This is a genomic window from Blautia sp. An249, from assembly GCF_002159835.1.
Taxonomy (GTDB): Bacteria; Bacillota; Clostridia; order Lachnospirales; family Lachnospiraceae; genus Blautia_A; species Blautia_A avistercoris.
Window position 1 is genome coordinate 118,101 of sequence record NZ_NFJL01000003.1, and the last position, 15,244, is coordinate 133,344.

Annotated in this window: 14 protein-coding genes; all 14 read left to right on the plus strand. The window is 46.3% G+C overall.

The window, feature by feature from the left end; genetic code table 11:
* Positions 1–4 precede the first annotated feature (4 nt).
* Positions 5–1,195 (plus strand): NAD(P)/FAD-dependent oxidoreductase, encoded by a 1,191-nt coding sequence (locus B5F53_RS04455; RefSeq protein ID WP_087220383.1) that lies wholly within the window; start codon positions 5–7, stop codon positions 1,193–1,195.
* Positions 1,192–2,781, plus strand: a complete 1,590-nt coding sequence (locus B5F53_RS04460; protein WP_087220386.1) for an NAD(P)/FAD-dependent oxidoreductase — start codon at positions 1,192–1,194, stop codon at positions 2,779–2,781. Before B5F53_RS04455 ends, B5F53_RS04460 begins: the two co-directional genes overlap by 4 nt.
* Positions 2,782–2,870: 89 nt before the next feature.
* Positions 2,871–3,569, plus strand: a complete 699-nt coding sequence (gene radC / locus B5F53_RS04465; RefSeq protein ID WP_087220390.1) for a RadC family protein — start codon at positions 2,871–2,873, stop codon at positions 3,567–3,569.
* A gap of 36 nt (positions 3,570–3,605) precedes the next feature.
* Positions 3,606–4,619, plus strand: a complete 1,014-nt coding sequence (locus B5F53_RS04470; protein ID WP_087220392.1) for a rod shape-determining protein — start codon at positions 3,606–3,608, stop codon at positions 4,617–4,619.
* Between the two features lie 26 nt (positions 4,620–4,645).
* Positions 4,646–5,533 carry a rod shape-determining protein MreC gene (gene mreC / locus B5F53_RS04475; protein ID WP_087220394.1) on the plus strand — a complete coding sequence of 296 codons (888 nt, stop codon included), beginning with the start codon at positions 4,646–4,648 and terminating at the stop codon, positions 5,531–5,533.
* A complete protein-coding gene (mreD, locus tag B5F53_RS04480; RefSeq protein WP_087220397.1) occupies positions 5,523–6,050 on the plus strand; it encodes a rod shape-determining protein MreD in 528 nt (175 codons plus the stop codon). Before mreC ends, mreD begins: the two co-directional genes overlap by 11 nt.
* Positions 6,035–8,932 (plus strand): penicillin-binding transpeptidase domain-containing protein, encoded by a 2,898-nt coding sequence (locus tag B5F53_RS04485; RefSeq protein ID WP_087220399.1) that lies wholly within the window; start codon positions 6,035–6,037, stop codon positions 8,930–8,932. Before mreD ends, B5F53_RS04485 begins: the two co-directional genes overlap by 16 nt.
* A 56-nt stretch (positions 8,933–8,988) precedes the next feature.
* Positions 8,989–9,777, plus strand: a complete 789-nt coding sequence (minD, locus tag B5F53_RS04490) for a septum site-determining protein MinD (RefSeq protein WP_087220402.1) — start codon at positions 8,989–8,991, stop codon at positions 9,775–9,777.
* Positions 9,778–9,791: 14 nt separating this feature from the next.
* Positions 9,792–10,037 (plus strand): cell division topological specificity factor MinE, encoded by a 246-nt coding sequence (minE, locus tag B5F53_RS04495; protein WP_087220405.1) that lies wholly within the window; start codon positions 9,792–9,794, stop codon positions 10,035–10,037.
* Between the two features lie 8 nt (positions 10,038–10,045).
* Complete coding sequence (locus tag B5F53_RS04500) at positions 10,046–11,194, plus strand: FtsW/RodA/SpoVE family cell cycle protein (protein ID WP_087220408.1); 1,149 nt, start codon at positions 10,046–10,048, stop codon at positions 11,192–11,194.
* The gene (locus B5F53_RS04505) at positions 11,191–12,288 is read left to right on the plus strand and encodes a D-alanyl-D-alanine carboxypeptidase family protein (RefSeq protein WP_242970243.1); all 1,098 of its coding nucleotides are present in this window, start codon (positions 11,191–11,193) and stop codon (positions 12,286–12,288) included. The genes B5F53_RS04500 and B5F53_RS04505 overlap by 4 nt, the downstream gene beginning before the upstream one ends.
* Positions 12,289–12,446: 158 nt before the next feature.
* On the plus strand, positions 12,447–12,866 hold the full coding sequence (locus B5F53_RS04510; RefSeq protein WP_087220411.1) for a twitching motility protein PilT: 420 nt from the start codon (positions 12,447–12,449) through the stop codon (positions 12,864–12,866).
* A 155-nt stretch (positions 12,867–13,021) separates the two neighbouring features.
* Positions 13,022–14,506, plus strand: a complete 1,485-nt coding sequence (locus B5F53_RS04515; RefSeq protein WP_087220414.1) for an HlyD family efflux transporter periplasmic adaptor subunit — start codon at positions 13,022–13,024, stop codon at positions 14,504–14,506.
* A 23-nt stretch (positions 14,507–14,529) separates the two neighbouring features.
* The gene (locus B5F53_RS04520) at positions 14,530–15,243 is read left to right on the plus strand and encodes a YggS family pyridoxal phosphate-dependent enzyme (protein WP_087220417.1); all 714 of its coding nucleotides are present in this window, start codon (positions 14,530–14,532) and stop codon (positions 15,241–15,243) included.
* Position 15,244 lies beyond the last annotated feature (1 nt).

Sequence of the window (15,244 nt, forward strand, 5' to 3'; positions counted from 1 at the left end):
ACAGATGGAAAGAACAGTTATTGTAGTGGGAGGAGGAGCCGCAGGGCTGATGGCGGCAGTGGCAGCGGCCAGATCCAAAGCGCGTGTAATCCTGCTTGAACAAAATGAGAAAGTGGGAAGGAAACTGGCGGCTACGGGAAACGGCAGATGCAATTTTACCAATACCCAGATGCGCCGGGACGCATACCGGGGAACTTCCCCGGATTTTGCCTACGGGGCTCTGGAAAAGGTCAACGTACAGGAGACCATTGGATTTTTCTCCCGTCTGGGAATTTATACCGTCAATAAAGACGGGTGGATCTATCCCCGCAGCGGCCAGGCTTTAAGTGTGATTGAAGTGCTCTTAAAAGAGCTGCAGTACCGGAAAGTAAAGGTGAAAACCCGGGAACATGTGACGGAAATCCTTCCCGGAAAGAATCCGGGGCAGTGGGCGGTAAAGACAGATACCTGGACCTACGAGGGGGATGCGGTGATTCTGGCCTGCGGTTCGAAAGCTTCTCAGATTCCCGGATCCTCAGAAGAGGGGTATCGTCTGGCCGGACAGCTTGGCCATAATATTGTAGAGCCCCTGCCGGCCCTGGTGCCTTTGTGCTGTAAGGGAAAATCTTTCTCCTCCTGGTCCGGCGTAAGAACCGAGGGCAGCGTTACTTTATGTATCAATGGAATTCCCCTGAAGAAAGAGACCGGGGAACTTCAGCTTACAGAATACGGAATTTCCGGAATTCCTGTTTTTCAGATAAGCCGATATGCAGTAAGGGCTCTCTGGGAGGGCAGCCAGGTACAGGTTCTTCTTGACTTTATGCCGGAGTTTACCCCGGAAGGACTGGCGGCGCTATTTGAAGAACGCCGGAAAAACTGTCCCTATAAATCCACGAAAGAGTTATTGGTGGGAATGTTTCCTGCAAAGCTGATTGAAGTTCTTGCAAAAGAAGAGGATCTGATTCAGGGAATCAAAGAATATTCCCTGGAAGTGACAAAGGCTCATTCCTTTGAAAGTGCCCAGATTTGTTCCGGAGGTGTGGATGTTACGGAGATTTCCCCGGAAACCATGGAATCGAAACTTCACAAAGGCATCTATTTCGCCGGAGAGATGATAGATATTGACGGAGCCTGCGGCGGCTACAATCTGCAGTGGGCCTGGTCTTCCGGTATGGTGGCCGGAACCATGGCGGCCCGGAAAGAAGGAGAATTATGATTCGGATCAGTCAGTTAAAACTGCCCGTTTCTCATACGCGGGAAGAACTAGAGGCGAAAATTTCCAGAGAACTGCAGTTAAAAGACCGGGAGTTTTCCTATGTCATCCGCAGACAGTCTCTGGATGCCAGAAAAAAGAAGGATAAAAAATTCGTATATACCATTGATGTCACAGTAACAAAAGAAAAACAGATTTTAAAAAAGGTTCACAATAAAAACGTTATGTTAACTAAAGAAGAAACTTATCGTTTTCCCTGTTCCGGTACAGAGCCTTTGACTGCGCGGCCCGTCATTGTGGGAACCGGCCCGGCAGGACTTTTCTGCGGCTGGTATCTGGCCCGTGCAGGGTATTGTCCCATTCTTCTGGAGCGGGGTGAGCCGGCAGGGCTGCGCAAAGAGAAGGTGGAGCAGTTCTGGAAAACGGGAAAACTGGATCCCCAGTCCAACGTGCAGTTTGGGGAAGGGGGCGCCGGAACTTTTTCTGACGGAAAATTAAACACGCTGGTAAAAGATCCCTGTGGACGCAACCAGGAGGTTCTGCGACGTTTCGTAGCGGCAGGAGCGCCGGAAGAAATCTTATATCAGCAAAAGCCACATCTGGGAACGGATACCTTAATCGGTCTGGTGGAAAAGCTGCGGGCAGAAATTGAGGAAATGGGCGGACAGGTTTATTTTTCCTCTCAGGTTACCGATATTGAAATTCAGGACGGCAGGATACAGGCGGTGGTTATCAACCAGGAAAAACGACTGGAAACCCAGATCCTGGTTCTGGCCATCGGACACAGTGCAAGGGATACCTTTGAAATGCTGCAGGAGAAGAAAGTTCCCATGGAGCCCAAGTCCTTTGCCGTGGGAGTCCGCGTGGAGCATCCCCAGACCATGATAAATCTGGCTCTGTACGGAGAGGAGGAAAATCCCGCACTTGGGGCGGCAAGCTATAAAGTCACCCATAAATGTGAGAATACCAGGGGTGTTTACAGCTTCTGCATGTGTCCCGGCGGCTATGTGGTAAACGCTTCTTCCGAACCGGGAAGGCTGGCCGTCAATGGAATGAGCTATCAGGCCAGAGATTCCAGAAATGCCAACAGCGCCGTCATTGTCACAGTAAATCCGCAGGACTATCCCCAGAGCGGCCCTTTAGGCGGTGTTGCCTTTCAGCGGGATCTGGAGGAAAAGGCTTATCAGCTTGCCAGTGGAAAGATTCCGGTGCAGCTGTATGAGGACTTCTGTCGGAATCGGGCAAGCCGTAAGCTGGGAGAGGTACGCCCTCAGATTAAGGGAGAATGGGAGCCTGCCAATCTCAGACAGATCCTTCCCGGTTTTGTGGGAGAGGGCATTGAGGAAGGCATCCGGGCTTTCGGAAAGAAGATTCAGGGATTTGACCGGCCGGACTGTCTGTTAAGCGGCATTGAAAGCCGGACCTCTTCCCCTGTAAGGATTTTAAGAAATTCCGAACTGGAAAGCGCCCTTAGGGGACTTTATCCCTGCGGAGAAGGAGCCGGATACGCGGGAGGAATTACTTCCGCGGCCATGGACGGAATCCGCACAGCGGAGGCCATCGCCAGAAAATATCGTGGTTATCACTAGAAAAAACGGGGATTTTATGTTAAAATATATTCTGCTATTTTATTTGGATTTTCCGGTTGCCTGAAAGAGAGCAGAAAGGAAACCTTCAAATGAAACATATAAAGACCAAAGAACTGCCCAGAGACAGCCAGCCCTATGAAAAATGTCTGAGCCAGGGCGTGCAGTCTTTAAGTGAGAGAGAACTTCTGGCAGTGATTCTGCGGACAGGAACCGCAGGGAAGAATTCTCTCGTTTTAGCAGACGAGATCCTGCAGCTTTCCTCCAGCCGTTATCCCGGACTTCTGGGTATTTATCATCTGTCCATCCCGGACTTTCAGAAGATACGCGGCATCGGAAAGGTAAAAGCCGTTCAGTTAAAATGCATTGGCGAGCTGTCCAGACGGATTGCCAGTACCTCTGCAAAGGAGAGCCTTTCCCTTTCCAATCCGGAGACCATTGCCGCTTATTATATGGAAAAGCTGCGGCATGAAGAACAGGAAGTTTTAATCTGTATGATGCTGGATACCAAGAACCATTTTCTGGGTGAGAAGATTATCTCCAGGGGAACTGTCAACCGTTCTTTAGTCTCTGCCAGAGAGCTGTTTCTGGAGGCTCTCCAGTTTCGGGCAGTTTATATTATTCTGGTGCACAATCATCCCAGCGGAGTTCCCATACCAAGTAAAGACGACCGGCAGATAACGAAGGAACTTTACCAGGCGGGAGAATTGCTGGGAATTCATTTGCTTGATCATATTATTGTGGGAGATCGCCGGTATGTCAGTTTTCTGAAAGAGGGCCTGCTGCCTTAAAAAGCGATACAGGATTTTAAATGAAGGGGCCATAGCATGTTATTTCGCAAACCGTATGGAATAGATTTGGGAAGCAGCACCATTAAAGTGTACTCTTCCACGAAAAATAAAAGTTATATGACGAAGAATTTAATTGCCCACAGAGGCAGGGAAATCATCGCCGTCGGCAATGAGGCTTATGAAATGTTTGAAAAAACACCGGCCAGCGTTCAGGTGGAAATGCCTATGACCTTCGGTATGATCGCCAATGTGGAGCTGGAGGAAATCAGCCTGTATCAGATGCTTCGTCAGATAGATCCCAAAAGCCACAGGGGAGGAGAAGTCTTCTTTTCTGTGCCCATGGATACCACTGCCATCGAAAAAAACGCCTATTACCGGTGTGTAAACGGAAAATGGCTGAGAAATAATAAGGTCTTTCTGGTGGAAGAACCCATCGCGGACGCCATTGCCCTTGGTATCCCTCTGGAAAAGAACAAGGGCAGTATGATTGTAAACCTGGGGGCGCAGAGTACCTCCTTTTCTGTAATTGCAGAGGGAAAGGTGATCATCAGCCGGAAAGTTCCCATTGGGGGACGCCAGATGAATGAAGCTATCTGCAATGAGATTCGGAAGCATTACAATCTTTCCATTGGCACCAGAACGGCCAAACGTTTAAAGACCGCTATCGGACGGATGCATTCGGATCAGCCCGCCGCCCGGAAAATCGTGGGAATCGACAGCCTTTCCGGACTTCCGAGAGAGGAGGCCATTTCTTCAGAAGTGGTAGGGGAGGGGCTGGAAGACTGCCTGCGGGAAATCGGAAGGGAGATGAAGTCTTTCCTGGAGCGTACGCCTCCTCAGATTGCGGCCAGAATCGCTTACAAAGGGATTTATCTTACAGGCGGAAGTTCACGTATTCCGGACATTCAGACCTATCTGGAGGAAGCAACCGGATATACATATAAACTTTCCGGCCTTTACGAATTATCCATTATCAAAGGACTGGAACGGATTATCAGGGAGCCTGAGCTCAGGAAGTGGGCCGCCCAGTTAAAACCCAGAAAATTATAAAAACACTCCCAGAGGGGTATAACTATATGAAGAAAAAATTTCGTTTTCATTTTCGGATTAATCTGAAAAATAAACACATTCTGGTCTTAATGACCCTGTTGTGTATCAGTATGATCATTGCCACATTTGCTTCTAAGATTTCCGTGGATCCATTGAGAGAAGTGGCGGGGACGGTGATTGTTCCTTTTGAAAAAAGCATCAATGGGATTGGAAAATGGCTGACAGGCATTCATAAAAATTTTCAGGAGAAAGAGGCGCTGGTGGAGGAGAATCAGCAGCTTCAGGAGAAAATCGATACTCTGACAACGGAAAATAACAATTTGATTCAGTCCCAGAGTGAACTGGCAGAACTCAGAGAGATGTATGATCTGGATCAGGAATATGCCCAGTATCCCAAAGTTATGGCGGAGATCATATCCAAAGACGCAGGAAACTGGTATAACAGCTTTGTCATTGATAAGGGAACCAACGACGGAATCGCGGTGGATATGAATGTGATTTCCGGAAAGGGCCTGGTTGGAATTGTCACAGAGGCCGGGCCGACCTGGGCCACTGTCCGATCCATCATTGACGACAGCAGCAATGTGAGCGGTCAGACGGTCAGTACTTCCGATACCTGTATTGTGGAAGGGGATTTGGAACTGATTAACTCAGGAAAGCTCAGGTTTACCCAGCTTTACGACGAAAATAACGAAATTACCGCCGGGGAGAGAATTGTTACTTCCAATATCAGCGATAAATATGTAAAAGGGCTGTTGATTGGCTATGTAAGTGAGATTGAACAGGATTCCAATAACCTGACGAAAACAGGTACCATTGTAACCCCTGTGGATTTCAGACATCTGGATAAGGTGTTTGTCATTACCCAGCTAAAAGAAGGACAGACAGAAGAAGGAGGAGAAAATGCGGAGTAAAGTTATTATGGGCATTTTGATTATCGTGTGTTTCCTTCTCCAGTGTACCGTATTCGATGTGATTTCCATTGCGGGAATCACGCCGAATCTGCTGTTGGTGCTGTGTGTTTCCATAGGTCTGATGAGGGGCAGAAAAAGCGGAATGTTTACAGGCTTTTTTTCGGGGCTTCTGATTGATTTGTTTTTCGATCCCCTTTTTGGCTTTAACGCCCTTTTGTACATGTATCTGGGATATTTCAGCGGATGTTTCTGCAAGATTTATTACGATGATGATATAAAAGTCCCTCTTCTGATGGCTGCAGGAGGGGATTTCCTTTATGGAGTCGGAATTTACGCCCTGCAGTTTCTGCTTCGGGGACGTCTTGGCTTTTTCACCTATCTGTACAGAATTATGATTCCGGAAATGCTGTATACGGTGATTATTACACTGCTGTTTTATAGAATTTTTTATGCAATAAACTATCGCTTTATGAACACAGCGATGAAGGAAAGGGATTCATATTGGGTACTAAAATAAAACACGTTCTAAAGAAAATACGAATCAGACGGACAACGGTTCTTATAATCGCTTTTATCGTCATGTCCTGTATTTTAATTAACCGTCTGTTCTATCTTCAGATTATCCAGGGCGAAAATTATGTGAATAATTTCAGCCTGCGGACGACCAAAACCCGTACCGTAAAAAGCACCAGAGGAAATATTTTCGATCGAAACGGAGAGACCCTGGCTTACAATGAGCTCTCGTATTCGGTGACCATTGAAGATAACGGGACCTATGATACTACCCGGGAGAAAAATCTGGTAATAAACGGAACGGCCTATCGGTTAATGCAGATTCTGGAGAGCAACGGAGACTCCCTGGATACTTCCTTTCATATTAAAATGGATGAAACCGGAAATTACGCCTTTGATGTGGAGGAAGGGGTTACCCTGGATCGTTTCCGGGCGGATATTTACGGCCGGGCGCTGGTGGAGGATATGGAAAAAGACGAAGCCACTGCCACTGCGGAGGAAATGATGGCGTATTTAAGCGGAGATGAACGCTTTTCCATTGTCTTATACGGAGACAATGCCTATACAGAGCAGGAACTGTCCGGACACGGACTTCCCCTGGAACTTTCCAGAGAGGACGTTCTGAACATTTCCATTATCCGCTATATGCTGTCCACCAACAGTTTCCAGAAGTACATGCCAGTGACCATTGCCACCAATGTCAGTGACGAATCCGTAGCTGCTATTATGGAAAATCAGAACGAACTACAGGGAATTGACGTAATTGAGGATTCCATCCGTCACTATGAAGAACATGAAAGTCTGGGGCCGATCCTGGGATACACAGGCCGGGCCTCCTCGGAAGAGCTGGAAAATCTCAAGAAGGAAAATCCTGACTATGCTTCGGACTCCATTATCGGAAAGGCAGGAATTGAACAGTATATGGAGACCACCCTCCAGGGAACAGACGGAGAAGAAACGGTTTACGTAGATAACCTGGGGAAGGTTCTTCAGATTGATGAAAGCAGCAAAGTGGATCCTGTGGCCGGAGACGATGTGTATCTGACCATCGACAAAAACTGGCAGGAAGCCATTTATCAGATTCTGGAACAGCGGGTGGCCGGTATTTTGATTTCTAAAATTGACAATGCCAAAACCTTCGATAAAACAGCCATCACCGACGCCAGCCAGATTCGGATTCCCATTTATGACGTTTACAATGCGCTGATTCAGAACAGTGTCATTGATATTTCTCATTTTGAACAGACAGACGCTTCTTCCACAGAAAAAAATTTATATGCCAAATTTCAGCAAAAGCAGCAGGAAGTTTTTGGTAGAATATCAGAAGAGCTGACCGGAGACGGAAATACGGCCTATAAGGATCAGGACGAGGAGATGCAGGAGTATCTTTCTTATATCACGGAGGAACTGCTGCAGGATAAACTGGAAATTCTTCCTTCTAACGTGATTGATACTTCGGATGAAACCTATCTGGCATGGACAGAAGAAAAGAATATCAGTCTGAAGCAGTATTTAACTTATGCCACAGGCCAGAACTGGATTGACATCTCCAAATTTTCGCCGGAGGGAGATTACCTGGATTCTCAGGAAATCTATCTGGCCCTGGCCGATTACATGATCGAATATCTGCAGACAGATACGGATTTCAGCAAACTTCTTTATAAATATATGCTTTTAAACGATACCATATCCGGCAGTGAGCTGTGTCTTGTATTATATGATCAGGGCATCCTCTCCAAGGACGACGGAATGTACGAGGGACTTGCACAGGGAAGCACTGCCGCCTATGATTTCATGATTTCCAAGATTAATTCCCTGGAAATCACCCCGGCTCAGCTTGCCCTGGATCCCTGTTCCGCCTCTGCAGTGATTACCGATGTAAACAGCGGTGATGTTCTGGCCTGTGTAACTTATCCCGGGTACGATAATAACCGCCTGGCAAATAAAATGGATACGGATTATTACAGCAAGCTTTCCACAGATTTATCGTCGCCCTTCTTTAATAAGGCAACTCAGCAGCGGACGGCTCCCGGTTCTACCTTTAAGCTGGTATCCGCCATTGCAGGCTTTAAAGAGGGGATTGTTACAGACGGAACCTATATTGACTGCGACGGCCTTTTCGATCTGGCCGGTTACCATATTAACTGCTGGAACAAAAGCGGCCACGGCTCTCTGGAAATCCGGGGCGCCATTGAACAGTCCTGCAACGTCTTCTTTGATACCATTGGTTTTAACCTGGGAATGACAGGAGAAGATACTTATTCCGAGACCCAGAGTATCAATATGCTTCAGAAATACTCGGAAATGGTGAATCTGGATAAGAAGACAGGAATTGAACTTACCGAGTCAGAACCTCATGTGTCTGACCAGATGGCCATCCCTTCTTATATGGGGCAGGGTACGCATTTGTATACCACAAGCCAGCTTGCCCGCTACGCAGCCACACTGGCAAATTCGGGCACCAGCTATAAGCTGACATTATTAGATAAAGTGACGAATCCCCAGGGAGAAACCACACAGGAAAATGAAACGGAAGCAATCGGGCAGGTGGAAATGAATAAAAGTCAGTGGGAGGATATTCACGACGGAATGTACCGGGTGGTGCAGACCCATGCGGAATTCTCCGGACTGGGACTGGCAGTTGCCGGAAAGACCGGTACTGCACAGGAAGCAGAAGACCGCCCGGACCACGGACTTTTCATCGGCTATGCGCCCTATGACAGTCCGGAAGTGGCGTTAGCTGTACGTATTCCCAATGGATATTCTTCCGGTAACGCCTGTCTTGCTGCCAATGACATCCTGAAATATATTTTCCGGCTGGCAGATGAAGATGAAATTCTGACGGGATATGCTTCCGCAAATTCCAGTGATACGTCCAACGATTAAAATACGGCAGGAGAAAACCAGAAGTTTGGAAAATCAGGTGAGGAGGAACTAGAAAAATGAGCGAAACCATTGTTATTACATCCGGAAAGGGAGGCGTGGGCAAAACCACAACCGTGGCCAATATCGGCACCGGGCTTGCTGCGCTGGGAAAGAATGTGGTTGTTGTGGATACGGACATCGGCCTTCGGAATCTGGATGTAGTATTAGGGTTGGAAAACCGGATTGTTTATAATCTGGTAGACGTGGTAAACGGGAACTGCCGTCTGAGACAGGCATTGATTAAAGACAAGCATCTTCCGCAGCTTTGTCTGCTTCCGTCTGCACAGACCAAGGATAAATCGGCTGTCACACCGGAACAGATGATTAAGCTTACAGAGGAATTAAGAGAAGAGTTTGATTACATTCTCCTGGATTGTCCGGCCGGAATCGAACAGGGATTTAAAAATGCCATCGCAGGGGCAGACCGGGCGTTGGTGGTAACAACCCCTGAGGTTTCCGCCATCCGGGACGCGGATCGAATCATCGGCCTTTTAGAGGCCAATGAAATCCGGAAGATTCATCTTATTATCAACCGGCTCCGGCCGGATATGATCCGCAAAGGAGATATGATGTCCGTGGATGATGTGGTGGATATTCTGGCCGTGGATCTGATAGGTACGATTTTAGACGATGAACAGATTGTCATTGCCACCAATCAGGGGACTCCCCTTTCCGGAAAAAATTCTCCCGCCGAGGAAGAATACCGGAACATTTGCAGACGTCTTCTGGGAGAAGAGATTCCCTTCCTTTCTTTTCAGCAGAAAAAAGGCGTATTTTCCAGATTTAAAGGTATGTTTAAAAAATAGGGAGGGAGGAGACTATGAAATCGTTCCTGAAACGCAAACGGAATTCCGGGCAATATGCGAAAGATAGAATGAAACTGCTCCTTCTCTCGGAACGGATGGAATGTTCTCCGCAAATGATAAACCGATTACAAAACGATTTGATACTGGCTGCGGGAAAGTATATCCGTATTGATTCTGACAATGTACATATTACTTTCCGGCAGTCGCCGCCCAGATTAATCGCTTCCCTGCCGCTGCAGAGAAGCAGAACAATAAGTTAGGTGTTTTTATGATTAAGCAATATAAACTGCGATTTTACAATTTTAGATTAGTTATTATGCTGCTGGCCCTCAGTTGTTTCGGAATTCTGCTGGTGGGGAGTGCAGATCCCACTTTACAGTCCAAACAGATGGCCGGGGTTATATTAGGTTTTGTGATTATGCTGATCCTCTCGCTGATGGATTTTTCCTGGATTCTGAATTTTTACTGGATCATGTATGTGGCCAATATTATCCTGCTGCTGGCGGTGCGTCTGTTCGGTTCCACAGCCGGCGGCGCCACCAGATGGGTAGATTTGGGATTTATCCGTTTCCAGCCCACGGAGTTATCAAAGATTATTATTATCCTTTTCTTTGCCCGTTTTTTTATGGATCATGAAGAGGACTTAAATACCATAAAGACCATCGGCAAATCGCTGCTTTTGCTTCTGGTACCGCTGATTTTAATTTACGAACAGCCGGACCTGAAAAATACGATTACCGTTCTGGTGCTGTTTTGTGTTTTGATCTATGTTGCCGGAATCAGCTATAAAATTATCGGAGGCGCCGTTCTTCTGATTGTACCGGTGCTGATTATCTTTCTGTTTATTATTATCCAGCCGGATCAGCATCTGATTAAAGATTATCAGAGAGACCGTATTATGTCCTTTCTCTATCCGGAAGACGAAACTTACGCGGACGATATTGAGCAGCAGCGAAATTCCATGACAGCTATTGGGTCCGGACAGCTTACAGGAAAAGGACTGAATACCAATGAAGTATCTTCTGTAAACAAAAGTAACTTTGTATCGGAAAACCAGACAGACTTTATTTTCGCAGTTGTAGGAGAGGAGTTCGGATTTTTAGGCTGCTGTGCCATCGTTCTTCTGGAATTGCTGATTTGCATTGAATCCGTCCGGATGGGAAACCGCGCGAAAGATCTTTCCGGAAAGATTATCTGCTGCGGGATGGCCACCATCATCGCTTTTCAGTCTTTTATTAATATCTGCGTGGCCACGGGACTGACTCCCAATACGGGAACTCCCCTTCCCTTTGTAAGTTACGGGCTCACCTCTCTGGTCAGCTTTTACATCGGTATGGGAATTGTAATAAACGTAGGACTTCAAAACAGCGCTTATAAAGAGCTGCAGAAAAACACTTGGAAAGAGGAAACGCTATGAGTAGAGAAAGAGGAAACAGACGCCGAAACACCACTGTCAGCCCCCGTCAGAGGAGGTCTCAGGCCAAAAGGGCAAACGCCAGAAGAATGAGACAGATGAGAAAGCGCAAGATACGCAACACGCTGATTCTGATGGGATGCCTGATTCTGCTTCTGTCTGCGGGACTTGGAGCTATTTATCTTTTAAAGGGAGGACAGCTCTCCCGGGAGACTCTTTCCTATCAGGCTGCCCGGGAATTTTCCGGCATCTCTTTAAACGACCATCAGAAAGCCGGTTCTCTTGCGGCTGATCTCTGTGTGACAGAGGAAGACGTGACGCTGGAGTCAGCAGATTTACTGCCTCAGCAGCAGGGAGCACTTTTTGATCTGGATAATCAGAAAGTACTGTTTGGCCAGGGCCTTTATGACAAAGTCTATCCGGCCAGCATTACGAAGATTATGACGGGAATGCTGGCTCTTCAGTATGGAAATATGGATGAAATCGTAACCATTTCTCAGGAAAATGTAACGCTGGAATCCGGCTCCCAGGTCTGCGGCTTTCAGGCGGGAGACAAGGTAACTCTGGACGAACTGGTTCACGGCCTGCTGGTATATTCCGGAAATGATGCGGCTTCCGCCATTGCCGAACATGTTGGCGGTTCTGAGGCCGCTTTCGTAGAGCAGATGAATGCCTATGCCAAAAAGCTGGGGATGACAGGCACCCATTTCAGCAACCCCCATGGTCTGCAGGATGAGGAGCACTATACCACCCCCTACGACATCTATCTGATGCTAAATGAGGCTCTTACTTATGAAGAATTTACGGAAATCACGGAATTAAGCTCCTATACGATCACTTATGAACGGGCAGACGGAACAGAGGTTGCCACTCCACTGGAATCTACGGATCATTATCTGACAGGAGAGTCAACGCCGCCTAAGGATGTTACCGTACTGGGCGGAAAGACGGGAACCACCAGTCTGGCCGGGAACTGTCTTGCCTTAATTACGCAGAATGCCTATGGAAAACCCTTTATTTCCATTGTAATGGGCGCAGATACCAAGGAGACTTTATACCAGCAGATGAATTCTCTTTTAGAAAATATTAATTCCTGAGACACCCGGAAACCAAATTTTTTGAGAGAAACCAGATTATCTCAAAATTTTCACAAATTAAGGATTGAATTTATTGTTGAAATACACTATAATTGAATCATATTAAATCAGGTTTTTGGTTAAAATTTATATTATACGTGTCTAAGGAGGAATACAACATGGTTGAACTGATTGTAGGAAAGAAAGGCAAGGGAAAAACAAAAGTACTTCTGGATGAGGTAAACAAATCCATCAAACAGGTGAATGGAAACATTGTTTATCTTGACAAGAGCGGCAAGCACATGTATGAATTAAACAACAAAGTTCGTCTGATTGACGTATCCAAATATCAGGTTGGAAATGGCGATGAATTTGTAGGTTTTATCAGTGGTATCATTTCTCAGGACCACGACCTGGAAGAAATTTATCTGGACAGTTTCTTACAGATTGCACAGTTGGAAAAAGAGCAGGTGGAAGAGACTTTGTCCAAATTAGATGGAATCGGAAAGAATCAGGATGTGAAGTTTGTCATTAGTATTTCTCTGGACCAGGAGGAAATCCCTGAGAGTTTCCAGTCTTGTATCAAAGTTGCGTTATAATTTAAATACATAAACATTTATTTCGGGGCGTATCTCCAGGATAGTTTTCTATCCTGGAGATACGCCCCGATTGTTGATTCCTGCGGAATCTGTCTTGTCAATTATTTGAGATAGTGCTACAATGAAATGAATGAACTGATAAAGGAGGCACTTTATTGCCTGATAATAAAAAAAAGACAAGATCAAACAGCCTATTTATAAATATAAGAAAAATTTTCACACTGAACATCGGTACGGTTTTATTCGGAGTTTTGTTTCTGTATATGCTCTTCAGCGCTATTTTATATCTGACTTCCAGTCATGTTTCCACTTACCAGGTGATTTCCGGTCCCCTCTCAAGCAATGAGACTTATACGGGTCTGGTTATCCGGGAGGATACGGTGGTACAGGCAGACGGAAGCGGATATGTGAACTACTATGCAAGAGAAGGAAATAAAATTAATGCCAACGGAATCGTCTACGGACTGAGTTCCGGCAAAACCCAGACCGGAAGCCAGCAGCTTGGCGCAGAGGATCTGGCTAAGATTCAGAATCAGATGAGCAACTTTTCCTATGGGTTTAACAGCAGTCATTTTAATGACACGTATAACTTTAAATATGATCTGGAAGGAAGCATTCTTCAGTATGCCGGCGCAGGTACCATAAATACCACAGACACCGGGGATTCGGAAGAGTCTGAAGAGGATGAGGAAGATCCAGAAGATCCCAGCAGTGAGGATGTCTCTGTCGTTACAGTCGCAGGACAATCCCTTCGTTATGCTCCGTCCGACGGAATTATACTGTATTCCCAGGACGGATATGAGGGCAAGACGGTAGAGACGGTTACCGAAGAAGACTTTAATCAGAATTCTTACCACCGGGAAGATTTAAAAACGGATGGAGAAATCTCTGCCGGCGACCCGGTCTATTCCATTATCTCCGATGAACGATGGAGTCTTCTGATTCCTTTAAGCGAAAAGCAGGCGGCAAGACTGGTGGATCGTACCAGTATCCGTGTGAAGTTTTTAAAAGACGGGATGGACCAGTTAGGAGATTTCTCCATCATCGAAATTGACGGGAAGAAATACGGCAAGCTGGATTTCAACAAGGGACTGATCCGGTATGCATCCGACCGCTTTTTAGATATTGAATTGGTTACCAATACCCAAAGCGGTCTGAAAATCCCTCTTTCTTCTGTAGTAACCAAAGAATTTTACGTAATTCCTTCGGAATATGCAGATGTGGATGAGGAGTCCGGAAATGTAGGCTTTACCAGAGTGACTTCCGATAAGAGCGGGAAAACCACAACTGAGTTTGTGGACGCGACTATCTATGCGGAAGTGGCCGAGGAAACCCAGACAGACGAAACTTCCGGGGAAGATCCCCAGACCCTGTATTACGTGGATATGAAAAATTTCCAGGAGGGGGACGCCATTCAGAAGCCGGATTCTTCCGATACCTATATTATGGGAGAGACCGAGGTACTGGAAGGAGTTTACTGCATTAATGAAGGATATGCAGTATTTCGCCGCATCATCGTATCCGATCAGAATGAGGAATACGCCATTGTGGAAAAGGGAACCCCCTATGGTTTGGTTCGCTATGATCATATTGTATTAGACGCATCAACGGTAAATGAAGAAGACATTTTATACCGATAGTAGAAAGGGGAGGCACAGATACTATGTTAGCAGAGAATTTAAAAGATGTAGAAGAGAAAATCCTGGAAGCATGTCAAAAGAGCGGACGAAAACGGGAGGAAGTTACCCTGGTTGCCGTCAGCAAGACGAAACCTGTAGAAATGCTGCAGGAAGCCTATGATCTGGGAATCCGTGTATTCGGTGAAAATAAGGTACAGGAGATTACCGCCAAATATCCGGAACTTCCCAAGGACATCCGCTGGCAGATGATCGGCCATCTGCAGAGAAATAAGATTAAGTATATTATTGATAAAGTGGAGATGATTCATTCCGTAGATTCCCTGCGCCTGGCAGAGGCCATTGACCATGAAGCAGAGAAAAAAGGGGTTATCATGCCTGTTCTGATTGAAGTAAACGTAGCGGAGGAAGAGAGTAAATTCGGTTTTAACCGGGAAGAGGTTCTGAATTTTATTGTGGAGGCTTCAAAATTGTCTCACATCCGGATCCGTGGACTGATGACCATTGCTCCTTATGTGGAAGATCCGGAAGAAAACCGCATGGTTTTTCGTCAGTTGAAAGAATTAAGTGTTGACATTGCAAAGAAAAACATTGATAATGTTACTATGAATGTGCTCAGCATGGGAATGACCGGGGATTATCAGGTGGCCATTGAAGAAGGATCCACCATGGTAAGAGTAGGAACCGGCATCTTCGGTGCGAGGAATTATTCACGACAAGAAAAAGAAACGGAGAGTTAAT